The sequence below is a fragment of the Drouetiella sp. genome, from assembly GCF_059504425.1.
On the sequence record NZ_JCACIN010000028.1, the window covers coordinates 1 to 23,331 of the forward strand.

Sequence of the window (23,331 nt, forward strand, 5' to 3'; positions counted from 1 at the left end):
TTAGGGGAGGGGAGAGCGGTGACGCTCGAACCTTACCCGACCGAGCGGAGGGAGCGATCCCTTCGCTTAGGTTAACTATCTTGCACCTTCAGAGAATCTGAGGATTAGCAGTGATTAAAAGGCGATCGCGCTTCTCTCAGGTGATGCAGAGTCAGGGCAAGGATTCTTCGCGATCGGCTCTGAGGTGAGAGGTTGCAGGAGGCGATCGCCTTTCAGTCCTTCAACTATTAATGTAAGTCAATACCAATTTCTGCAATCAAATAGAGACACCCCATCCTTTACAATAGGGCAGTATTGTCCATTGATCGGACGCTGAGGCTGCTCACCTGTGTGTGACACTGGATGAAATTCAGCGCGACCCCTTCAAAAATTCCTGGACATTGTAGGAGCAGTCAGCATGACTGAAGATGTTTTACCCGGTCTCAGCTTTCCATTAGGTGCAACAGTGCGCTTGGGTGGAACAAATTTTTGCATTTACGCAAAGCATTCAGCCTATCTAGAACTGCTATTGTTTGACGAACCGAATGATCCACAGCCCGCACGAGTGATACGGCTCGATCCTAAAGTAAACCGAACATTTCACTACTGGCATGTGTTTATTACAGGAGTGCGATCGGGACAAATTTACGCCTATCGGGCATACGGAGCCTATGCGCCCGAACAGGGCTTGCGCTTTGATCCGCAAAAAGTGCTGCTTGATCCCTATGCTAGGGCGATCGTGGGCTGGGAACACTACAGCCGAGAGGCAGCAATTCTTCCCGGAGACAACTGTGCCTCTGCGCTCAGAGGCGTTGTCGTAGATTCTAGCCTCTACAACTGGGAAGGAGATCAGCCGCTAGAAGAGCATCACTATAACTGGGAAGGAGATAAACCTCTGCGCACTCCCTACTCCCAGACCGTGATTTATGAGCTGCATGTGGGGGGGTTTACCAAGCATCCTAGTTCTGGAGTAACGCCTAGCAAGTGTGGCACCTATGCCGGACTTATTGAAAAAATTCCTTACCTTCAAGAGTTAGGGGTTACCGCAGTGGAGCTGCTGCCCATCCACCAATTTGATGAACAAGACGTGCGCCCTGGATTGACAAACTACTGGGGATACAGCACGATCGCCTTTTTCGCTCCCCATATGCAGTATAGCTCCTGCCGCGATCCGCTGGCGGCAGTAGATGAGTTCCGAGATATGGTTAAGGCATTGCACAAAGCCGGAATCGAAGTCATCCTAGATGTGGTATTTAACCATACAGCAGAGGCAAATCATGAGGGTGCAACGCTGTCTTTTCGAGGGTTAGCGAATACGTCCTATTACATTCTTGACGAAAATAATTTGGCGCTCTATGCCAACTATAGCGGTTGCGGAAATACCGTCAAAACCAATCACGAAGTCGTAGCCCGTCTCATCATCGACTGCTTACAATATTGGGTTGCCGAAATGCATGTAGACGGGTTTCGGTTCGATCTGGCATCGGTTCTCTCTCGGAGTCGATCGGGACATATTCTAGAAGATCCGCCTTTGCTGTGGGCGATCGATTCTAATCCCATCTTGGTGAATGCCAAGGTGATTGCCGAAGCCTGGGATGCGGCGGGGCTGTACCAGGTCGGCTCGTTTGCAGGCGATCGCTTTGCCGAGTGGAATGGTCCCTTTCGGGATGATGTGCGGCGATTCGTCAGAGGGGATGAAGGAATGGTGAGCAAGCTGGCGGCACGGATTATGGGCAGTCCAGATATCTACCCAGCACTCGATCGCGAACCCAATCGCAGCATTAACTTTATCACCTGTCACGATGGTTTCACGCTGAATGATTTGGTGTCCTATAATCAAAAGCACAACGAAGCCAATAAAGAAGAAAGTCGGGATGGCAGTAACGACAACCATAGCTGGAACTGTGGACAGGAAGGAGAAACGCAAAATCCAGAAATAGAGCGACTGCGAAACCGTCAGATGAAAAATCTGCTAACAATTCTGATGATGTCGCAGGGTACACCCATGCTGCTGATGGGGGATGAGGTGAGGCGATCGCAACAGGGCAACAACAACGCTTACTGTCAGGACAGTGAGCTAAGCTGGTTCAACTGGGATGACCTCAAAAAACAGTCTGATTTCCATCGGTTTACTCGACTGTTGATTCACTTCGTCCAGTCGCTGAAAATCTTTCGCTGTGAGGAAATTTTAGCTGTCACATTTGCTAGCTCAAAGCCTCATATTGTTTGGCACGGGATCGAGTTAGGAGAACCAGATTGGGGCGAAGGTTCTCACAGTTTGGCATTTACCCTGCGCCATCCTGAAGCAGGAGAACATCTCCATGTGATTTTGAATGCCTACTGGGAATCGCTGACGTTTGAGCTGCCTCCCCTCGATCGCGGAGAGGCTTGGTTTCGGGTAATTGACACCGCGTTGGCAAGTCCAGAGGACATTACTCTAACAGAATCCCCTGTCATCAGATCGAATAAGTATCGAACAGAGGCCCGATCGGCGGTTGTGCTAACTGTGAGAGAAATTTAGGGTGAAGGAAATTTAGGGTTGTCCTGTGATTAACTCGATCAGGTTAGTGATCAGGCGATCGCGTTCCATCGGCACAATATCCTTGCCGTGCAGCATCTCTTGAACGATCAAAAAATGTACGATCGCTCCCACAAAAATACGTGCCGTTGCTTCGGGGTCAGACAACTTTAAATGAGGACAGTTTGTGAAGTATTGGCATAGCTTCCTAAACGCAGTCTGCTCAATATTGCTCACAAACGCGCGAGCCAACTGTGGAAATCTTGCCGATTCCCCCAAAATTAGCCGCATGAAGTTCAGGAATTGTGGCTCATTTACGCCAATATCCAAGGCTCGGTTGGCAAACTCTCTGAGCACAATTTGAGGCGCAGCTTGCAAAACTTGAGCCTCACTAGCACCAAAAATAGATTGAAATTTTTGCTCAACTAGACGCTGAATCAGCCCCACAAACAGACTTTCTTTGTCCTGGAAGTGGCTGTACACCGTGGCTTTCGAGACTTTTGCAGCGATCGCGACCCGATCCATGCTGGTTGCCGCATAGCCATAGGTCAAAAACTCCTGCATTCCCCCTTCTAGAATGGCTTCAGTTTTCTCTGACGAGAGCTGTCTGTCCGTGCGCTTAGGTTTTGACTGTTTCATGGTGTCGTATTTTGAGTCCATTTTCTTAAAGCTGAATCTTAAAGCTGAACAATAAATTTTATAGCAACTGCCTTGGCGATTGAGGCGGGGACATTTTTAGCAAACTGGCGATAGCTATACCTTGACAATACTATACTACTCGGTCTAGTTTAGTGTTATGCTTTTAGACTAAACCGAGTAGTTTAACACTTCAGCAAGGAGGCGCTGTGCAAAATGCCATGAAAAATACTGTACAAAATGCCACTATTCAGGGAAATTCACTTTCAAAGGTTCAACTCTCAAAAACTCAAAACTCCTTCTGGATCATCGTTGCAGCGATCGCGCTATGCGTTGGCGGCGTGGCATGGCGCTATTCCATTTCATCCGCTCCCCCTGAAGCCATGGCGGTAAACGAGTCGGCAATTAAAACCGTGACAGCGCTGGGGCGACTGGCACCTCGCGGCGAAGTGATTAAACTTTCAGCGCCAACATCAAGTCAAGAAAATCGGGTTGATCGTCTGCTGGTGAAGGAAGGCGATCGCGTCAAAGCAGGTCAGGTGATCGCGATTTTAGACTCAAACGATCGGCTGGAGGCTGCCCTAGCAGAAGCTCAAGAGCAAGTGAACGTGGCTCAGGCGAAACTTGACGTGACCCAAGCCGGAGCCAAACAGGGCGAGATTGCAGCCCAGCGTGCCGAAATTGCTCGACTGAGAGCAGAAAATCAGGGCAGCATTGAGGCTCAGGCAGCAACCGTGGCTCGGTTGCAGTCCGAGGTGCAAAATGCTCAGACTGAATATGAGCGCTACCAATCGCTGTATCAGGAGGGGGCGACTGCGGCTTCTCAACGCGACAGCAAGCGATTGACGCTGGATACCGCCCAAAAGTCTTTACAAGAGGCTGAAGCCACCCTCGATCGCATTCGTTCTACGAGTCCACAAGAGCTGAGTAAAGCAGAAGGCACGCTGTCTCAAATTGCCGAGGTGCGCCCTGTAGATATTCGTTCGGCTCAAGCTGAGGTGAATCGGACGATCGCCGCTCGTAATCAGGCAAAGGCAAGCCTCGATCAAACCTTTGTGCGATCGCCCATAGATGGCGAAGTGCTGTATATCCACACGCGATCGGGCGAAGTTGTCTCGACAGACGGCATTGTAGAAATTGGGCAGACTCAGCAGATGCAGGTGATTGCCGAAGTGTATCAAAGCGATATCGGAAAAGTGCGTCCTGGGCAACGCGTCCGGATCACAAGCGATGCCATTCCGGGGGAATTAACAGGAACTGTTGAGCGAGTCGGTTCGCAGGTGCGCCGACAGACGATCGTCAATACCGACCCCAGCAGCAACATTGATGCCAGAGTGATTGAAGTTCACGCAACGCTAGACAACGCCTCCAGCCAAAAAGCCGCCAAGTTCACCAATCTGCAAATCCAGGTAGTGATTGAGCCATGATGAAAATGAAATTGATTCAACAGCTTCAGCGCCGCACTCCGTTGGGATGGCTACAGCTCAGGCACGAAAAAGGTCGCCTTCTGGTGGCACTAGCCGGAATTGCGTTTGCCGATGTGCTGATGTTTATGCAGCTTGGCTTTCAAAACGCTCTGTATGACAGTAATACTCGCGTCGATCGCGCCATGTTAGCAGACATTGTTTTGCTCAGCCCCAAGGCTCTTAACCTGCAAAATCTATCCACTTTTTCGCGGCGGCGGCTGCTCCAGTCCATGGATGTTCCAGGCGTACAGTCCGCAGGGGCACTGTATATCAACAGCCTGACCTGGAAAAACCCTCAAACTCGTCTCAATGCCACCGTACAGGTGCTGGGCTTTGACCCCGATCGCCCTGCCTTCGACTTGCCAGAAGTCAACCAACAGCTTGACAAAATCAAGCTCCCTGACGTTGTGCTCTTCGATCGCGGTGCCAGAGGCGAGTATGCAGAAGCGATTGCCCAAATTGACCAGGGAAAGACAGTTACGACTGAAGTTGAGCGCCGGACTCTGACGATCGGGGGTTTGTTTACCTTAGGCGCATCCTTTGGAGCAGATGCTAGCCTGATGGCGAGCGATCAGACTTTTCTACGCCTGTTTCCCCGCCGAGATGCGGCTAGCGTCAGCCTCGGACTGATTCGACTAAAACCTGGCTCCGATCCACAGCAGGTCGCCTTGGCTCTGAAGTCTCATCTGCCAGAAGATGTTCGCGTGTTAACGGCTCAGGAATTTGTGCAGTTCGAGGAAAACTACTGGAAAACAGCCAGCCCCGTTGGATTCATTTTCGGTCTAGGGACTGCAATGGCATTTGTGGTTGGAGTCGTGGTTGCCTATCAAGTGCTGTCAACCGACGTGAACTCCCATCTCAAAGAATACGCGACCTTCAAAGCAATGGGCTATCACAATGCCTATCTGCTGAGCATCGTATTTGAGGAAGCGATTATTCTGGCAGTTCTAGGATTTATTCCTGGCGTTGTGCTGCCGATCGGTCTTTATGCCCTAGCCGCCAAAGCCACTGCGTTACCCATCTATATGACATTCGCCAGAGCGGTGCTGGTTCTAATACTCACGATCGTCATGTGTATGGTATCTGGCGCGATCGCCACCCGCAAGCTGCAATCGGCTGATCCGGCTGACATGTTTTAGAGGAATTGTTGCAGGAGGCTTCTAGAAGAGTTCAGGAGAAAACATCATGGCGATCGCTATTTCCGTTCAACATCTCGATCACTATTTTGGTCAAGGTCAATTGCAGAGACAGGTTCTGTTTGATATCAACCTCGAAATCAATAGCGGTGAAATCGTCATTATGACGGGGCCATCAGGTTCAGGCAAAACCACTTTGCTGACGCTAGTGGGGGGCTTGCGATCGGCGCAGTCTGGCAGCCTACAGGTGTTGGGTCAAGAACTCTGCGGCGCAACGGCTAAACAGCTCACCGAGGCAAGACGACACCATGGCTACATTTTTCAGGCACACAATTTGCATAGCAGCCTGACTGCTCTTCAGAATGTCAAGATGGGCTTAGAACTTCACCTCGATCTTTCGACCGCAGAGATGCAGACTCGTTCAGCCGAGATGCTAGAACAGGTAGGGCTGAGCGATCGCCTAAATTATTATCCCGATAATTTATCTGGCGGACAAAAACAGCGTGTGGCAATCGCGCGTGCCCTTGTGAGCCATCCTCAAATGGTTTTAGCCGATGAACCAACTGCTGCTCTTGATAGCAAATCAGGTCGAGAAGTAGTGACTTTGATGCAGAAACTGGCGAAGGAGCAGAACTGCACTATTCTCATGGTGACTCACGACAACCGGATTTTGGATATTGCCGATCGTATTGTGTACATGGAAGATGGAATACTCAAGCAAAATACTCCACAAAATGCCCCACAAAATACTTCGGCGACAGCAGTGAGTTATTAACTCGGCAATTGAAGATTTTATGTTGTGAGGCGAGCTTCGCTCGCCTCACAACATAAAATCTTCCAACAACGGACTCTCAACTATTGCTAAGTTAATGGGGGTTTTTGTGGGGCAAAAAAGCGCTGGCAAAAAGGGCGGCCTGGGTGCGATCGCGCAGGTTTAATCGGCTGAGAATGCTGGTCACGTGATTTTTGACGGTGCGCTCAGAGATGTATAGCGCTTCGGCAATTTCTCGGTTGCTGGCTCCTGAGACAATTTGCCGTAGCACCTCCCGTTCTCGCAGGGTTAGCGCCATAATTTCGGGGGGTTGGGCGATCGGCTGAGAAGCAGGCGCAGACATGGCGATCACTTTTTCAAACAAGCCAGGACCCATGTGGGTGCAGCCTTTGTGGATCGATCGAATCGCCTGAGCCAGCTCTTCAGAATGGGTGTCTTTGAGTAGATAGCCCTTTGCTCCAAATCGCATAGCTTGCAGCACATATTCATCATCATCAAATGTGGTGAGCACCAAAACTTTAATCTCAGGAAACTGTTCACCGATTAGCCGAGTGGCGGTGACTCCATCCATGACGGGCATCCGGATATCCATCAGCACTAAATCAGGCGGGGGCGTTGAACCAGGATCGATCGCCCAACGTTCTAGCAGAGAAATTGCCGCCTGCCCATTTTCGGCTTCGCCCACGACCTGAAGATCGGGCTTGGCATCTAGCAAGCTTCGCAGTCCTTGCCGAATGATTTGCTGATCGTCTACCAACAGCACCCGAATCATAGCGTCCTCCGCGATCGGCGATCGAGAGGAACCTGCGCGGTAATCAAACATCCGGCACCGGGCTGGCTGACCAGATGAAACTCGCCATTCATTGCCAAAATTCGCTCGTGCATAACCTGGATGCCAAATCCAGTTGTGTTTTGGTCAGGATGAAACCCGCAGCCGTTATCCTCAATCCATAGCGTAATTTCCTTCTCACTCTCTTGCAGATGAATAGCGACTTGCGTTGCGCTGCTGTGCTTGTAGATATTCATCAGCGCCTCCTGAATGATGCGGTAGAGCGTCGTGCTGATGTCGGCGGACAAAGGGCTGGAGAGATGAAGAGTATGGGTAGGAGTAATACCTGTCGTTTGATGAAATTCTTGAATGGCAAGGGCAATTGCCTCCTGCAATGGACGACCGAGCAACGGATTCGATCGCAATGTTGCCACCGACTGCCGCACATCATGTAGGGCCTGAGAACAGAGCTGTTTGGCTTCGATCAGAAAAGCCTGAGTTTTTTCGGCATCGGTTGGGCAAAACATGAGCGCATTTTCAAGCTGGATGCTCTGGGCGGTCAGCGCATGTCCCAGCGTGTCATGAATTTCGCGGGCAATGCGGTTGCGCTCTTGCAAGGTCGCCTGGTCTTGAGCGCTTTGGGCGTACTGACGCAGTTTATCATTGACGATCGTCAATTGTGTGCGGCTATCATGCTCTGCCAATAGGCTATTGACCAGTAGCAACAGGGCAAATATCAACAGCCCAAAGGAGAAAGCTACAGTGAACTTAAGCGGTAAAATCTCAGCGTCGCTGGGCAACGCTTTAGTCTGCATATTCTTGAAGGCTTCCAACATTGGATCTTGCATCTGACTCTGTTGGGCAGTGACCAACAGAAGCCCTACGAAAGTTAAGATCGCAACGCCTAACCGCCCTGACCGCTGAAACATTTGACAGCTTCGGATCATGATGATCGCTATCAGTATGGGTAGAGTGACAAAGGCTCCCCCTGTCACAATCGTTAGCCAAATTAAGCCAAACTCTGCTCCAATATACAGAGCCTGATGACGCGATCGCTCAGTTGGTAACCTCAGACCCATTAGCCCAAAGATAAAAATCCACAGCAAAGGTAGCCCCGGTAACCGTAAAGCTACATCAAACGGAACAGGTAAAATTTGGGATAAGCTCGCAAATCCCAGCAACAGCCACTCCAAATAAAGCAACAGGCGAAATGGATGATTGAGAGGCTGTGAAACGAGCGGTTTTAAGACTTTAGGCAGCATGAAAGTGATCGGCAGGATGTCATAGGGAAGAGAGGCGATCGGGAAATACTGTAGCGAGAGTACGAATAACACGTTGGTTGTTGATGGCTTGAAAGATTCACACAGCCTTTAAGCCATCAACAATCCATTAGCAGATGAGATGAGGAAACACGACTTGCCTAATTCTTTTGCCTATTAAGCTTTTGCCTATTCACAGTGTATGCCAGACAGACCAGTGCGTTCTAGGGTTGAAATGCCTATCTTTTCACTGAAGACTTAGGACTAAAGTCCCGTTGTGATCTAGGACTTTAGTCCTACTAGATTTAGGAGATTTGGTTCATGTGGTTTAACGGTATGGACTCCTAGGATGTGAGTGTTGCAGAGATGTGACATCACAACCAAGAGATACTTAGCCTACTCGTGCAGCGACGGAATTCATGGGGGCTATGAATGACCTGACCTGCACCAGTAGGTTTATTTCAACTTCAGCAGAGTCATTATGACCTTCGACAAACCGCATTCAGGTATCACACCCTTAGAAAGCAACAAGCTAGAGAGCGAGAAATTAGAGAACAAAACATTAGCTCAAGGTTTTAGAAAATCCTTTAGGGTGACACCTTGGCTCACTCGATCGCTCATTCTCCTAGCTCTACTGACAGGGGGAGCCATGGTCTATCGGCAGTGGGTGCTAGCGCCTCAGTTGGCAAGTCAGCAGGAGGTGAAAACGGTGCCTGTAAAACGGCAAAGCGTTCCCCTCACGATTACTGCCAATGGCAGCGTTGATCCGGAGCGATCGATTAATGTCAGCCCCAAGTCTTCTGGTACCCTTAAAACCCTGCTGGTGAACGTGGGCGATACCGTCCAAGAGGGGCAGATTCTTGCTTATATGGATGACTCTAGCCTCCAAGGTCAGCTCGCCCAGGCGCAGGGACAGCTTGCCTCCTCGGAAGCCAACCGACAGAAAATAAGGGCGGGAAATCGTCCAGAGGATATTGCCAGCGCCCAAGCCCAACTCGACGAGGCAGAGGCTAAGCTGAGGCAAGCGGAATTAACCATGCAGCAGGATCAAGACCTGTATGATGCTCGTGCGATCGCCCTCCGAGATTTAGAAAGCTCTCGTGCCAATCGAGACAGTGCCCAAGCTCAAGTGAAGCAAGCCCAGCAGTCTTTGGCATTGCAGCAGGCTGGATCTCGCTCAGAAGACATTGCGGCAGCTGAGGCAGACGTAGTTTCTGCGAAAGGTTCGCTGCAAAATATCCAGATCCAGGTCGATGAAACGGTGATTCGTGCGCCTTTTAGCGGCACGGTGATTCGGAAATATGCTGATCCGGGAGCTTTTGTTGCGCCGACAACGGCGGCAAGCTCAGAATTTTCTGCGACCTCATCTTCCATTCTGTCGTTGGCTTCTAAGAACCAAGTGGTGGCAAATGTGGCAGAAACCAATATTGCCCGAATGCGAATCGGGCAACGGGCGGTAATTCGGGCAGATGCCTATCCAGACAAAACTTTTGCCGGAAGCATTACAGAAATTTCTCCCCAGTCTACTGTCGAGCAAAACGTCACCAGTTTTGAAGTCAAGGTTTCTCTATCTGATCCGCAAAACTTACTGCGATCGGGGATGAATGTCGATGTCTCCTTTGCCGTGGGTCAGCTAAATAACGTGCTGCTTGTTCCGACCGTGGCGATCGTTCGCCAAGATAGCAGCACAGGTGTTTATGTTGAAACGAGCGATCGTCAGGTAATTTTTAAGCCGATTGAGACAGGGGCAACTGTGGAAACACAGACCGAAGCTCGTTCTGGTTTGGAGGCAGGAGAGAACGTGTTGGTTAGCCCACCGCCTAGCGCTAAATCGACATCAGGCGGACTTATGCCGCCGCGCTTCTAGTGAAATTTACGGGTGAAATCTACAGGAAAATCTCATGTCAATCCCTTCCTCTAATCATGCCTATTCCCCTTCAATGATTGAAGTTTTTGGCATGGCGATCGATTCATTACGGAGCAATCGCTTACGCACTGGACTAACGATGCTGGGAATGATTATTGGCATTGGTGCAGTCATCACAGTGACTTCGGTAGGACGCGGCGCGCAGAAATCTGTTGAGCAGCAAATTGAGTCATTGGGATCAAATGTTCTCACCGTTATGGCTGGAGCAAGCAGCCGAGGAGGCATCAGTCAGGGAACAGGTTCAGCATCAACCTTAACTTGGGAAGATGCCAAAGTTGTCGCGGAGCAGGTAACGATGGCGGATGCGGTGTCTGCCTATCTGCAAAAGGTAAATACGCAGGTCGTGTATGACTCAAAAAATACAACAACCACCATTATTGGAACGGATCTCAATTATTCTAAAGTCAAAAATATTTATCCTCAGCAGGGACAGTTCTTCACTCAAGATGAACTCGATGCTGCCCTGTCTGTTGCAGTTTTGGGATCGAAAGTACGCGACCAGCTTTTTAGCCAAGAGAATGCGATCGGTCTGGATATTCGAATTCAGGGCAAGCGATACCGGGTTGTGGGCGTGATGGAGTCAAAGGGGGCTGGCGGTATTCAGGATCAAGATGACTCGGTTTACATTCCTTTAAGCACGATGTCGGCAGAACTGGTAGGAAATAATGCTCTATCTGGTATCGCCATTACGGGGTTTGTTCTGTCTACTCAGGCAACCGATCAGCTTGATGCTGCACAATTTCAGGTAAGCAATTTACTGCGATTGCGGCATGACATTTATCCCCCTCAAGCCGATGATTTTAATATCATCAATCAGGTCAATTTAATTAGCACTTTGGGAACCATCATTAGCCTGTTTACAGTAATGGTGACAGCGATCGCCGGTATTTCTCTGGTCGTGGGCGGCATTGGCATTGCCAATATTATGCTGGTTTCGGTGGTGGAACGCACCCGCGAGATCGGGATTCGTAAGGCGTTAGGAGCCACCCGCAGCGCTATTCTGAGCCAGTTTTTGGTAGAGGCAGTGGTGGTTTCAGCGATCGGGGGGGGGATTGGTGTGGTATTTGGCATCGGAGTTTCCGTCGGAGCTTCCCTGGCACTGAGTATTCCCCTAGTGATTTCAGCGGATTCAATCGTGGCTGGGCTGGCGCTCTCGGTGGGCATTGGCGTACTGGCAGGTGTGATTCCGGCACAAAGTGCAGCAAAGCTTGACCCAATTGTAGCGCTAAGAAGTGAATAGGTTAGACCCATGATTCAGATGCAGAGAATTACTAAAAATTACCGCCTGGGAGAACTGGATGTTCCTGTACTTAAAGGCATTGATCTATCGATCGCCCCAGGTGAATATGTTGCCATCATGGGCATGTCGGGTTCGGGGAAGTCTACGCTGATGAATATCATCGGCTGTCTCGATCGCGCCACAAGCGGCAACTACACGCTCAACGGTGTTGACCTGACGACCCTAGACGACGATCAGCTAGCGTATATCCGCAATCAGCAGATTGGCTTTGTCTTTCAACAATTCAATCTGTTAACCCGCTCTACTGCACTAGAAAACGTCATGCTGCCCATGGTCTATGGAGGTTTGCCCCTTGCCCAACGCCGCGATCGCGCGACCGAAGTGCTATTCAAGGTGGGATTGGGCGATCGCCTGTTAAACCGTCCCAGCCAGCTCTCAGGCGGTCAGCAGCAGCGAGTGGCAATTGCCCGTGCGTTAGTCAACGACCCAGCGCTCATCCTGGCAGATGAACCTACAGGGGCGCTCGATCAAAAAACCTCCCAGGAAGTAATGGGTCTGCTGGCAGAGTTAAGCCAGCAGGGAATCACAATTGCGATCGTCACCCATGAACCCGATATTGCTCATCAGGCACAAAGAATTATTTATGTGCAGGATGGCTTAGTGCTCAACCGAAGTCATAATTTAGTTTCTTAAAGGAGTACGGCATGATGAATCAACCCATAATGGCCGATTCCTTAATTCAGAAAGGAATTATGAATCTACAGCAGAAATCTTTGGATTCTGCTATTACCGCATTTACGCAGGCGTTGCTGCATGACTCCAACTCGGTTTGCGCCTACGCCAATCGATCGATTGCCCACTCCATTAGAGGCAACTATCCTCACGCGCTAGACGATCTGAGCCGAGCGCTAGAGCTATCTCCCGCTCACTTTGCCCTATATTTCAACCGAGGTATGTTGTACAACAAGCTAGGTGAAATGGAGCGATCGATCGCTGATTTTGGCAAAGCTATTCGGCTCAATCCCTCTGGCTTTTGGTCTTACTTTAATCAGTCAATGATCTTGTTGACGCTGGATTCACAGCCGGAATCACAGCCCGAAAGTCCACAGCCTCAATGGCAGCCACATTCGATGGCTTCAACCGCAGCCCCTCTACAGCTTCTCTATGTTCCTACCTTTATCCCTCGCGGTAAATTGTACAAAAATTTGCTAAAGCTACATGTCGCAGTTTGTGATTTTAGCCATGCCCTAGATATGCAGCTCAATGCTTCTAAAGTGCGTGAAACTCAAAGCGACGCGCTGGCATTGGCGCTGCTTTTTTATGAACGAGCAATCGCCAGAAATCCTCAAAATATGTTCTTTTACTGGGATCGAAGTTTCCTATTTTTGGAAACGCAGCAGTTTGCTAAGGCGATCGCAGACTTAAGCCAAGCGATTAATTTTGCCCCCAAACATGCAACGCTATGGACAAATCGCGGCGTTGCGTATTATCGATCCACAGATTTTTCGGGAGCGCTACTAGATTTCTCTCATGCGATCGAGTGTAACCCCAATCTGGCAGATGCCTACGCCAATCGAGCCGCAACCCTGGTACAGCTTGAACAAATCGAGGCTGCTGTCCTTGACCTAGAGAAGGCTATGCAAATTTCACCTGACAACCATCTCTGGCAGCGCTTTAGAGAGAGCCTGTGGGCTTAATTTAGATTCAAATTTTTCTGCTTTGGTTCGCCTCTTACATAGAGCCATGAGTCAGGCTTCGTTCAGCAAAGGCTGATAGTCAGGGCATCGATCGCAGGGGCCGCTAGGATTAACAGTACAGCGCAACAGTTCAGATCGGGCATTGTATAAGCAGGAAATATCGCCCACGACCCAGCGCCCGTTCAGCAAGCTGCTCTCTGTAGGAGCATCAAATTTCTGAACCTGAAGCACAATCTGATGCAGATGATAATGTCCAGCACTTAGTCTGTAGCGATGCCTCCGTTCTAAAACCAGGTAGGTCTGTCCTTCAACTTCCAGGTAGGCCCCAGGCTGAGGATTCCAATTCAGATGAAGATGTCCCAAAGTTGACCGATCGCCCAGAATCACTTCAGTGGGTAGAGAATTCAACTCCATAGCGTGTGGCATTTTAGATTTTGATTATGTAGCCGTCGCTAGTTTGCTTAGGACATTTAGGGTGGGGCGCTTCGTGCCCTCACCCTAAATGTCCCCGTCTTATCCGCCTTGGTGGTTGCTATGAAGCCCATAAATGCAAAGCTTCCTGATTGGCTGTCAGCCAATCAGGAAGCTTTAGGGTTCTATGTGATCTCAGCCACAGCTACGAAGCGGCAGCCTGACGCGCTTTCGCTTCCTCAATCACCTCTGTCGCAATGTTGCTAGGGCAAGGTGAGTAGTGCGAGAACGACATTGAGAACTGTCCGCGTCCAGAAGTCATGGTGCGCAGGTCGCCAATGTAGCCAAACATTTCACTCAACGGCACATCAGCCTTGATGCGCGCGCCTGTCTGCCCAGTCTCCTGAGATTTCATCATGCCGCGACGACGATTCAAGTCGCCGATGACATCGCCCATATAGCTATCTGGGGTAAAGACATCGACCGCCATGATCGGCTCAAGCAACTGAGGCCCTGCTTTGGGAAGCGACTGACGATAGGCAGCTTTAGCGGCGATTTCAAAGGCGATCGCCGATGAATCCACAGGGTGGAAGCCTCCTTCTGTCAAGGTAAACTTCAAGTCCATGCAGGGGAAACCCGCCAGCACACCTTTATCAATACAGCTCTCAAAGCCTTTTTGAACGGCTGGCCAGTATTCTCTGGGCACGCTGCCCCCCGTCACCTTGGACTCAAACACGAAACCGCTACCAACTTCACCTGGCTCAATGATGTAGTTGATCTTGGCATATTGACCCGATCCGCCCGACTGCTTCTTGTGAACGTAGCCATCTTCCAGCCGCTTCGTAATCGACTCGCGATAGGCGACTTGAGGTTCGCCCACTTCGACTTCGACTCCGTGAGTCCGCTTGAGAATGTCCACCTTAATATCTAGGTGAAGTTCGCCCATGCCCTTGAGAATGGTCTCGCCGCTTTCCTCATCCGTCACCATGTGGAAAGACGGATCTTCCTGCACCATCTTGCTCAGCGCCGCGCCCATTTTCTCCTCGCCTCCCTTCACCTTCGGCTTCACCGAGATGGAAATGACGGGATCAGGGAATACCATGGGTTCTAAAGTTGCCGGGTGCTTAGGGTCACAAAGGGTGTGTCCAGTGCGCACGTTCTTCATGCCGACGATCGCAATGATATCGCCCGCCTGAGCCGAGTCAATCTCTTCGCGAGAGTTGGCGTGCATTTCCACCAGACGGCTGATCCGCTCAGTTTTACCTGTATAGGTGTTGAGGATAGTATCGCCCTTGGACAATTTGCCGGAGTAGAGGCGTGTAAAGGTCAACGCCCCAAAGCGATCGTCCATGATTTTGAACGCCAGCGCCCGTAGAGGCTTCTCTGGGTCAACGATGGCAAACGCGCCCGTTTCATTGCCCTCTAGGTCTACCTCAGGCTGAGGCGTGACTTCCATTGGGTTAGGCAGGTAATCCACAACAGCATCCAGCACCAGCTGCACGCACTTGTTCTTGAAGGACGAGCCACAATAGGTGGGGAAAAACGCCAGATCGCGCGTACCTTTGCGAATGCATCGCTTCAGGTCTTCAATGCTAGGTTCTTCTCCTTCCAGATATTGCTCCATCAGCACGTCGTCCTGCTCAACGGCAAGCTCGACAAGCTGTTCGCGATACTTCTCAACCTGATCAACCATATCGGCAGGCACGTCGGTGATCTCGTAGCCCATCGGGTCGCCTGAGTCATCCCAAATCCAGGCTTTGCGCGTCAGCAAATCGACTGCGCCCGTGAACTTTTCCTCAACGCCGATCGGCAGCACCATCACCATGGGCTTTGCCCCAAGCACCTGATCAACCTGCTTAACGACGCGATAGAAATCTGCACCCGTGCGATCGAGCTTGTTGACGTAGATAATCCGCGCCACCTTGGAGTCGTTAGCATAGCGCCAGTTGGTTTCAGACTGTGGCTCTACGCCACCTGAACCACAGAACACGCCAATGCCGCCATCCAACACCTTGAGAGAACGGTAAACCTCAATGGTGAAATCGACGTGACCCGGAGTGTCAATAATGTTGAGCTGATGCTCGTTCCAGAAACAGGTAGTCGCAGCCGATTGGATGGTGATCCCCCGCTCTTGCTCTTGCTCCATGAAGTCCGTCGTTGCCGCACCTTCATGCACCTCACCAATCTTGTGGATCTTTCCGGTAAGTTTTAGAATTCTTTCAGTTGTGGTCGTCTTACCTGCATCCACGTGGGCGAAGATGCCGATGTTTCGATAACGAGTCAGGTCTTTCATAGTTGCTCTCTAAATTAAATGTGACCGCTGGTGACCTCCTGCAAACGCCATCTGAAGGCAGTTAGCGTTGCTTTTGCAACCCATGCAGGCTGGATTTCAGAACCCCAAAAATATTTATGGAACCCTTCTCCACTCTCACGGCAACATTGCCAATTGTAAAGTGTTGGGATGTAAATGTAGAAGGGAAATCAGCAATGATTTGGGCAATATTACGAAAATCAGTAAAATGCAGGAGCGTAAAATTCGCTCCAATCATGAAAGTTACAGCGCTGGAAGCCTGTTCGGTTATCCCCCAATCAGTAACCTCTAGTCAGTAACCTTCAGAGGACTATTCCTGTGTTAGCGCTTGCTTGAGGCGATCGCGCTTCCTTTCAATCCGCCGCTCGTACCATTTCATCACAGGCGTGGCGCTGGTACCATGAATGAGGATTGAAAGAACAACAGTTCCTAGCGTAATCCAGGCAATCATCTCTGCCACATCGCCCTGAAGCCCTCCGCCCATTGCATAGAATAAATAGTATAACGAACCTACGCCACGAATGCCAAACCAGCCGAATAGCCAGCGTTTGTCAGGTTCATAGCCTGCGCCAATCGTGCTAATCCATGCGCCGATCGGACGAATCACAAGTAACAGCAGTCCACCCACCATTAGCGTAGGAGCTGCAAAGCGCAGCATCGGCTCAACGCGGAGCATCGAGCCTAGCAGCAGAATCATGCCCAGCTCAGCTAATTTTTCAAATTGCTCAATGAATTCTAGCTGGGCTAACCGCTTTTCACGGTTGCGGTAGAAATGCTGAGTCGCAATCCCTGCCACAAAGACTGCCAGAAATCCGTACCCATTCACCAGCTCAGTCGCGGCGTAGGTAATCAGGATAATGCTCAGCGCCACGAAGTCTTCCATTGCCTCACTCACAGGAAGGCGCTTTTGAACATGTCGATCAACCCAGACAGAACCTCTAGCGATAAGAATGCCCATGCCGATACCTGCGGCGATCGCCCAAATGAGATCGATCGCCACCCACTGCACAAACCAGTCTTGCCAATTGTCGTCTTCTAGCCAGTGCAAGCCAAAATAAATGAACGGAAATGCCAACGCATCATTCAGTCCCCCTTCGGAAGTAAGACCAAATCGCAGTCCGTCTTGATCATCAGGATGATTAAGCTGACTTTCTGAAGCTAGAACTGGATCGGTAGGAGCCAGAATTGCGCCCAATAAAGTCGCTTCTCCCCAAGAAAGTTTTAATACCCAATGCCCTAGCGCCGCTACCGCAAAGATAGAGATGGGCATCAGTAGACCAATCAACCGCACAGTTGAACCCCAAGCATGAAAATTTAGGGGGCGGTTCATCTTAAGTCCGCAACTAAACAGAGAAATGAGCACCACAATCTCGGTAACTTTCTCTAAAAATCCAGCACCTGGTCTGATCTGAATCAGGTTAAATCCATAGGGGCTAAGACCAATTCCGGCAATTAGGTAGATGAAGGCAAAGGAGAAGGGCGATCGCGTGATCCAGCCTGAGCCTAGCGTTACGGTGAACAGCAGGATGCCAATCACCAGCAGGTCTAAAATATATGTGTTCACCGTCAGAAGCTTCCCCAGTCTAGATCGCTTCCTAACGCTATCAAGATATTCTGTCGTTGGAGCTAATCCTAAAGTTACAACAGGGATTCGCCTTTGGGAAGATATTCAGATCTTGCAGCAGCGAAATAAGCAGCTTAGATCTGTTTAAGATAATATTCAAATCGATCTCTAAGCTGTTCTATTTTCAGGTTTTGAGTCCAGTATTCTACAAGAGCGTGACCAAAGGCAAAAGCATTCCGATCGGGCGAACTAGAGTTATCCAAAAGAAGTGACCAGAGCGATTGCAAATCAAAGCTAATTGCGTATCCTTCTGTATTCAACAGCACTGACAAATCGTATGCCATTTGGAGTTTACCAATGACGATCGGCAGTTGCTCTACGGGGATCTGTTCGGCTAGCAGGTAGGCGAGGGCAGGCGATCCGGTCGAGATGGTTGAAATAAACTGAAGCACAGGGCTTTTCAGCAGTGCCGTGAGTCCCTGAGTAGTGGTCATCTGAAAGGTATAGCGATCGATGATCTGAGCGGCAGCAAGGGCACGGGCTTCCAGGTTGCGCAAAAATCGCGCCAGACGGAGCTGCTTGGCAGGGGCGATCGTTTCTAGAAGCGCAATGGATAAAGCCTCCGAACCCCAGGCATCTCGCCCATCGCTGAAATTACCTGGCACTATCGGCAAAACTCGATCGCAAAACTCGCCTAACATCTGAGCGCGATATTCAGTTGCTTCTCGGATAGCTTTTTCCTTAGGGCGATCGCCCCACTGCCAGTCGTAGGGAGGCTCCCACTCGCGGATGGGGCGTAGGCGATCGACCTGGGTGACAATGGCGATCGTCGGCAGCTCTGCTTCCGACTTCAGATCGGTGAGAAAATCGGCATCCATTTGCAGCGCTGGATCGAGGGCAGGTGTGACCAGCAACAGCAGGTCAGCAGTGGCGGCATAATCCAGCACCAAATCTCGAAAATCTTCGCGGTTTGCCTGTTCGTATCCTGGTGTGTCCCAGAGCGTCAGGACGGCATTTTCAAATTGCCACTGGTAGCTTTGGATTCGATCGGTGCTGGGCAACATGTCAACGGCGGCTCGATCTGCCTGAAACAGCGTATTGATCAGGCTGCTTTTCCCAGCCCCGGTGCGTCCCACCAGCAGAATATTGATAGGCTGTTGCTCAACTTGTTCGACAGGTTCGGCTTGGGCGAGGATCTCGCGCAGGGTTTGAGTTTTAGGCAAAGAGGCGCGAGAGAGTGCTACAGCCTGGGCTGTAGACGTAAAAGAGTCGGGTAAGGTGCTGCCGCTGTAGAGAGCGATCGCCTGCCGACTCAAGTTACGCAACGCCGCCTCCCGCAGCATTTGGCTAAGATTTGCCAAAAGCTGTTGACTGGCTCGACTGCTGTAGGGCTGGCTGGCTTGCCTTGCCACTGCCGCCGCCGGATTGAGCAGCCACTGTGCCCAGCTCCAGACCCGCAAGACTCTACGGGCAGAAGGTTCTAGCTTTTGGTAGACCTCGTAGGCTTGCACCGTTTGAGCGATCGTTGCCTGACCCAAGACAGGCGAGAGCTTCTGCATCCACTGGTCGAGGTCATCTACCGTGCCTCGAATCAGTCCATAAGCCTGAGGAATGTAGATATTTAGCAGCGGATACTTCACTTCAGGATGGTAGATCTGAGCGATCGCCACCACCAATTCCTGACAACGCATCCAGAAAGTTGACCAGTCTTCCCACAGCGGACGATCGGTTTGTGTGGTTTTGAGGATGGCTTGCAGGGCGGTTTCAGCTCGCTCTGCATCGCTTCCAGGGGCGATCGGTTCTCCGGCGACCTCTAGCTCCTTGCTGGCTTCCGCAACTGCCATCTCTACCTGCATCATCATGGGGCGAGTCCATTTGACGAGCAGCCATTGCCAGCCTGCAATTACTAGGGTGAACACTGCCCAAATCCAGCTCAACCCCCAAGCGTGAACCTGCAACCCGGCGGCAATCATCAAAAACCCGATGATGCTGACGATCGGCGCTGCCAAGATGACCCATTGCCACACTTTCAATCGCACCATGGCTCTATCCTCCAGAAATAATTGGAGAAAGGGGAGCTAGGAAACCTAGCGGAACATACTGCTGACAGAGCTATCTTCGTGAATCCGCCAGATCGTTTCACCTAAAAGATTGGCGACTGAAAGAATCGTGAGCTGATCGAAACACTTATCCTCGGCGATCGGAATGGTGTTGGTGACGATCACCTCTTCAAATAAACCGCTAGAGAGACGCGCGATCGCGGGAGGCGAGAAGACGGCGTGGGTGGCGCAGGCATAAACCTGACGAGCGCCTTCCTTCCGCAGGAGCTGTGCCCCTTCACAAATGGTTCCGGCAGTGTCGATCATGTCATCGACTAAGACTGCCGTTTTGCCTCTCACATCGCCGATCACGTTCATCACTTCAGCGACGTTGTGAGCCTGACGACGTTTGTCAATAATTGCCAAAGGCGCATCGTTTAGCTTTTTGGCAAAGGCTCTAGCGCGCGCCACGCCGCCCACGTCAGGAGAGACAACCACAATGTCCTCAAGCTGCTTGCTCTCAAGATAGTCGAGCACGACAGGCGATCCGTAAACATGATCAAAAGGAATGTCAAAATAGCCCTGAATCTGCGCCGAATGCAGATCCATCGCCAGAATACGATTTGCCCCCGCCTGAGTAATCAGGTTGGCGACGAGCTTAGCGGTAATGGACTCCCGACCCGCCGTTTTGCGATCGGCTCTGGCATATCCGTAATAGGGCATCACGGCAGTAATCTGACGTGCTGAAGCCCGCCGACAGGCATCAATCATAATCAGCAATTCCATCAAGTGATCGTTGACGGGGCAGCAGGTAGGCTGCATCAGGTAAACGTCACAGCCTCGAATCGATTCTTGAATCTGAATATAAATTTCGCCATCTGCAAACCGCTTGCGAACCATAGGACCTAAGTCCATGCCCAGATATCGACCCACTTCTTGGGTTAGAGGTGCATTAGCAGAGCCGGAAAACAGCCGAAGGCGACTATTGTCAGCAACAGGGGAAACAGGAGGCTGGAGAGCCAAAGTGGCAGAGCGGATCACGACGGTTCCTCGACGCTACAGTCACCGAAATCTTAGCATCTACCTATGGAAAACATCTCTAAGTGTTTTCTCGGATACCAAGAAAATGAGCCGCTTCGAGACAATTTGACCAAGATTTGACCCAAGCTAAAAGCTCTATCCAGCCCTAAATTTTTCCATAAAAAAGAAGCAGCAGACGATCGCATTGCTAATCATCCGACTGCTCCCCATAATTTACAAATCTACAAACCCGCTAATCTTCAGCCGTTCTAGAGGTCGCCACCCCGAAGTGCAAGCACAAAAATTACGGCTGGACCTGCGATGACGATGAGTGCCAGCATAGTCAGCTGGGCGATCGCTTCAAAATTGATGCCGCCTAGCCCATCAAAAAGACCTGTCAAAAAATCCATTGAGCCTCCCAGAATCAGTCCAAAACCCGAATTTATCAGCAAAGCTAAGTAATCTTGAGTCATATTTTAAGCGCTAAAGGCTCTACCTTTCTCATGAAGTTGCCAAAATTAGTAATAAATTGTTACAAGAAAATCGTCTTACCTGAAGCACAAGCCTAAGCAAGTAGTCGAGTATAGAGAAAGGAATCAGAGACAGCAGATATGGCAACTTGGCAATGTGTGAAGCAGTGTGGGGCATGCTGCAATCTAGATCCAGGCGATCGCCCCGACTTGGATCAGTACCTCACCCCTCAAGAACTTCAGCTCTACCTTAGCCTGGTAGGCGAAGGCGGCTGGTGCATTCACTTTGACTCTACGACGCGAGAATGCAAGATCTATGCCGATCGTCCTCGCTTTTGTCGGGTCGAACCCGATGTTTTTCAGGATCTATACGGCATTGATCTAGAGGATTTGAACGACTTCGCCATTGATTGCTGTCAGGAGCAAATTGAAGGCGTTTATGGCGATCGCAGTTTAGAAATGCTGCGTTTCGATCGGGAAGTGGGGATCTAGCTGTTCAGGGTCTGAGTCTATCAAGATGAGTCCATCAAGAATTGTGAGAAAAATTAGGACACTCTTGCCATTCCGATCGCAGTTAAGCATAAAATGAAAGAAATATGAAAAATTAGTCATTTCTAATATGCTGACTGTGGAATTCATTCCTGCTGCTTCAGACATCACGGCTTCTCCCTCGAATCTAGTGTCAGATTCAGTGTCAGACAGTTCTGACGCTGAGGGTGCCAAGGGCATTACGGTTGAAGGGTTACAGGAAAACTCTCGTCAATCTTTTTGGCAGCGCTGGCAAGTTGAGATTAAGGTATTCACCTCAACGTTTCTAACCATTTTTTTGGCTGAGCTAGGCGACAAAACTCAGGTGACGACCTTGCTTATGAGCGCTGAGTCTCAGTCGCCCTGGACAGTCTTTGCGGGGGCTGGAGCGGCTTTAGTTCTAACGAGTTTACTGGGCGTTTGGGTGGGCTGCTGGCTAGCTAAACGGGTTTCTGCCAAGGCTTTAGAGCGATCGGCTGGAATAATGCTGCTCCTGATTTCCATTCTACTGGTGTGGGACGTGGTGCAGGGTTAGGAAAAACAAGCATTTAGAGAGAGCAAGAATGGACTGGCATTTGTTGGGACTAAGCTTCGTCACCGTTTTTCTGTCAGAGCTGGGAGATAAGAGCCAAATCGCAGCGATCGCCCTCTGCGGCAGCTCTAAGTCTGTGCGAGGCGTCTTTCTGGGAACCTGTGCAGCGCTTTTACTGGCAAGTTTTCTAGGCGTAATGCTGGGGGGTAGCCTATCGCAGTTTTTGCCTGAGCGCTGGGTGAAGATTGTGGCGGCGATCGGGTTTGCAGGTATGGCGGTCAAGCTGCTGCTGGGCAACACAGATGAAAAAGTGGAGCAGGTCTAACCCTGCCCCATTGAGCGAACTTTAAAGGCTCCTAGCTTACACAGGAGCTAGTTAGAGACTTCCGCCATTTCAATCACCCGACCATCCAAATCTTTCACCAAGAAATTGAGAGGTTTGTCACGCCGGATCTTGTATTTTACGCCGTAGGACTGAACGCGCATCAGCACTTGCTCTAGGCAATCATGGTCAAAACAGACATGGCGTTGACGGCTCTTTTGCCCCAGGCTTGCCCCTGAAATAATGTGGAGCTGGGTGTTCTTCTTGAGCTGATACCATAGCCCTTCTGAAGTCTGGTAACTTTGATTGACTGGACGACCCAAGCTTGCCGTTGAGCCGTACAGTGGGTCAATGCTAGCTGTGCCCAACGTCTGCTCATAATTGTAGTAATAGTGCAGTGGCACGTCAGCAACAGGCAGACCTAGCAGCCCTTCGTAGAACTGTCGAGCCATCTCCAGATCAGAAACCATCACGGTGTAGACCTTGGGAGCGCTGGTTAGAAACATCCACATTGCCCCGGCGTAGGCCACCAAGAGCAGCACCATAATGCCCTGGGTAGACATAAGGCTATCCAGCGGCAGGGATGGCAAAAACGCACCGAAGAGGGGAGAAGTTAGGGAAATCACGCGATCGGCAATAACCATGAACGGTATATGAACGATATGAGTAGGATAAAAGCAGTTTTAGTGAATTTAGAAAGTTTGTGAGGATTGTCTAGTATCTTACCGTCAGTAT

General features: G+C 50.4%; 21 protein-coding genes. 11 read left to right on the forward strand and 10 right to left on the reverse strand.

Annotated elements, in window-relative coordinates; all coding sequences use genetic code 11:
• The first annotated feature begins 397 nt into the window (after positions 1-397).
• Entirely contained in the window at positions 398-2,500 is a 2,103-nt protein-coding gene (gene glgX / locus AC5JMP_RS07530) for a glycogen debranching protein GlgX (protein WP_495850830.1), read from the forward strand.
• A gap of 12 nt (positions 2,501-2,512) precedes the next feature.
• On the opposite strand, the gene AC5JMP_RS07535 is transcribed toward glgX, so the two are convergent.
• Complete coding sequence (locus AC5JMP_RS07535; protein WP_495850831.1) at positions 2,513-3,136, reverse strand: TetR/AcrR family transcriptional regulator; 624 nt, start codon at positions 3,134-3,136, stop codon at positions 2,513-2,515.
• A gap of 218 nt (positions 3,137-3,354) precedes the next feature.
• On the opposite strand from AC5JMP_RS07535, the gene AC5JMP_RS07540 reads away from it, so the two are divergent.
• The 3 genes from AC5JMP_RS07540 to AC5JMP_RS07550 are packed head-to-tail and all read left to right on the forward strand — an operon-like array spanning position 3,355 to position 6,510.
• On the forward strand, positions 3,355-4,560 hold the full coding sequence (locus AC5JMP_RS07540) for an ABC exporter membrane fusion protein (protein WP_495850832.1): 1,206 nt from the start codon (positions 3,355-3,357) through the stop codon (positions 4,558-4,560).
• 5 nt (positions 4,561-4,565) lie between these two features.
• Positions 4,566-5,738 (forward strand): ABC transporter permease DevC, encoded by a 1,173-nt coding sequence (gene devC / locus AC5JMP_RS07545; RefSeq protein WP_495850883.1) that lies wholly within the window; start codon positions 4,566-4,568, stop codon positions 5,736-5,738.
• A 46-nt stretch (positions 5,739-5,784) separates the two neighbouring features.
• Positions 5,785-6,510 (forward strand): DevA family ABC transporter ATP-binding protein, encoded by a 726-nt coding sequence (locus AC5JMP_RS07550; protein ID WP_495850833.1) that lies wholly within the window; start codon positions 5,785-5,787, stop codon positions 6,508-6,510.
• Positions 6,511-6,601: 91 nt separating this feature from the next.
• Here AC5JMP_RS07550 and AC5JMP_RS07555 read toward each other — a convergent pair whose 3' ends face one another.
• Both AC5JMP_RS07555 and AC5JMP_RS07560 read right to left on the reverse strand, forming a co-directional pair.
• Positions 6,602-7,279 carry a response regulator transcription factor gene (locus tag AC5JMP_RS07555; RefSeq protein ID WP_495850884.1) on the reverse strand — a complete coding sequence of 226 codons (678 nt, stop codon included), beginning with the start codon at positions 7,277-7,279 and terminating at the stop codon, positions 6,602-6,604.
• Complete coding sequence (locus AC5JMP_RS07560) at positions 7,276-8,610, reverse strand: sensor histidine kinase (RefSeq protein WP_495850834.1); 1,335 nt, start codon at positions 8,608-8,610, stop codon at positions 7,276-7,278. The genes AC5JMP_RS07555 and AC5JMP_RS07560 overlap by 4 nt, the downstream gene beginning before the upstream one ends.
• A 406-nt stretch (positions 8,611-9,016) precedes the next feature.
• Between AC5JMP_RS07560 and AC5JMP_RS07565 the strand changes: the two genes are divergently transcribed.
• Genes AC5JMP_RS07565 through AC5JMP_RS07580 form a run of 4 tightly spaced genes read left to right on the forward strand, consistent with a single transcriptional unit; the run spans position 9,017 to position 13,399 of the window.
• Entirely contained in the window at positions 9,017-10,402 is a 1,386-nt protein-coding gene (locus tag AC5JMP_RS07565) for an efflux RND transporter periplasmic adaptor subunit (RefSeq protein WP_495850835.1), read from the forward strand.
• A gap of 34 nt (positions 10,403-10,436) precedes the next feature.
• Positions 10,437-11,702 (forward strand): ABC transporter permease, encoded by a 1,266-nt coding sequence (locus tag AC5JMP_RS07570; protein WP_495850836.1) that lies wholly within the window; start codon positions 10,437-10,439, stop codon positions 11,700-11,702.
• A gap of 9 nt (positions 11,703-11,711) precedes the next feature.
• Positions 11,712-12,395, forward strand: a complete 684-nt coding sequence (locus tag AC5JMP_RS07575) for an ABC transporter ATP-binding protein (RefSeq protein ID WP_495850837.1) — start codon at positions 11,712-11,714, stop codon at positions 12,393-12,395.
• 59 nt (positions 12,396-12,454) lie between these two features.
• On the forward strand, positions 12,455-13,399 hold the full coding sequence (locus AC5JMP_RS07580; protein ID WP_495850838.1) for a tetratricopeptide repeat protein: 945 nt from the start codon (positions 12,455-12,457) through the stop codon (positions 13,397-13,399).
• A gap of 51 nt (positions 13,400-13,450) precedes the next feature.
• On the opposite strand, the gene AC5JMP_RS07585 is transcribed toward AC5JMP_RS07580, so the two are convergent.
• The 6 genes from AC5JMP_RS07585 to psb30 form a co-directional block, all read right to left on the reverse strand.
• Positions 13,451-13,825 carry a DUF6464 family protein gene (locus tag AC5JMP_RS07585; RefSeq protein ID WP_495850839.1) on the reverse strand — a complete coding sequence of 125 codons (375 nt, stop codon included), beginning with the start codon at positions 13,823-13,825 and terminating at the stop codon, positions 13,451-13,453.
• 190 nt (positions 13,826-14,015) lie between these two features.
• Positions 14,016-16,103: an elongation factor G gene (fusA, locus tag AC5JMP_RS07590; RefSeq protein WP_495850840.1), complete on the reverse strand. Its 2,088-nt coding sequence runs from the start codon at positions 16,101-16,103 to the stop codon at positions 14,016-14,018.
• 328 nt (positions 16,104-16,431) lie between these two features.
• A complete protein-coding gene (locus AC5JMP_RS07595) occupies positions 16,432-17,685 on the reverse strand; it encodes a cation:proton antiporter (protein WP_495850841.1) in 1,254 nt (417 codons plus the stop codon).
• A gap of 134 nt (positions 17,686-17,819) precedes the next feature.
• Positions 17,820-19,727, reverse strand: a complete 1,908-nt coding sequence (locus tag AC5JMP_RS07600) for a GTPase family protein (protein ID WP_495850842.1) — start codon at positions 19,725-19,727, stop codon at positions 17,820-17,822.
• 45 nt (positions 19,728-19,772) lie between these two features.
• Positions 19,773-20,765 carry a ribose-phosphate pyrophosphokinase gene (locus tag AC5JMP_RS07605; RefSeq protein WP_495850843.1) on the reverse strand — a complete coding sequence of 331 codons (993 nt, stop codon included), beginning with the start codon at positions 20,763-20,765 and terminating at the stop codon, positions 19,773-19,775.
• A gap of 248 nt (positions 20,766-21,013) precedes the next feature.
• Positions 21,014-21,217: a photosystem II reaction center protein Ycf12/Psb30 gene (psb30, locus tag AC5JMP_RS07610; protein ID WP_495850844.1), complete on the reverse strand. Its 204-nt coding sequence runs from the start codon at positions 21,215-21,217 to the stop codon at positions 21,014-21,016.
• 138 nt (positions 21,218-21,355) lie between these two features.
• Between psb30 and AC5JMP_RS07615 the strand changes: the two genes are divergently transcribed.
• The 3 genes from AC5JMP_RS07615 (at position 21,356) to AC5JMP_RS07625 (ending at position 22,599) form a co-directional block, all read left to right on the forward strand.
• Positions 21,356-21,706, forward strand: coding sequence for a YkgJ family cysteine cluster protein (locus AC5JMP_RS07615; RefSeq protein WP_495850845.1), 351 nt, complete (start codon positions 21,356-21,358; stop codon positions 21,704-21,706).
• A gap of 127 nt (positions 21,707-21,833) precedes the next feature.
• On the forward strand, positions 21,834-22,277 hold the full coding sequence (locus AC5JMP_RS07620; RefSeq protein WP_495850846.1) for a TMEM165/GDT1 family protein: 444 nt from the start codon (positions 21,834-21,836) through the stop codon (positions 22,275-22,277).
• A gap of 28 nt (positions 22,278-22,305) precedes the next feature.
• A complete protein-coding gene (locus AC5JMP_RS07625; protein WP_495850847.1) occupies positions 22,306-22,599 on the forward strand; it encodes a TMEM165/GDT1 family protein in 294 nt (97 codons plus the stop codon).
• A 47-nt stretch (positions 22,600-22,646) separates the two neighbouring features.
• Here the strand turns inward: AC5JMP_RS07625 and AC5JMP_RS07630 are convergent, their stop codons facing one another.
• Positions 22,647-23,240, reverse strand: coding sequence for a VOC family protein (locus tag AC5JMP_RS07630; protein ID WP_495850848.1), 594 nt, complete (start codon positions 23,238-23,240; stop codon positions 22,647-22,649).
• Between the last annotated feature and the right edge of the window lie 91 nt (positions 23,241-23,331).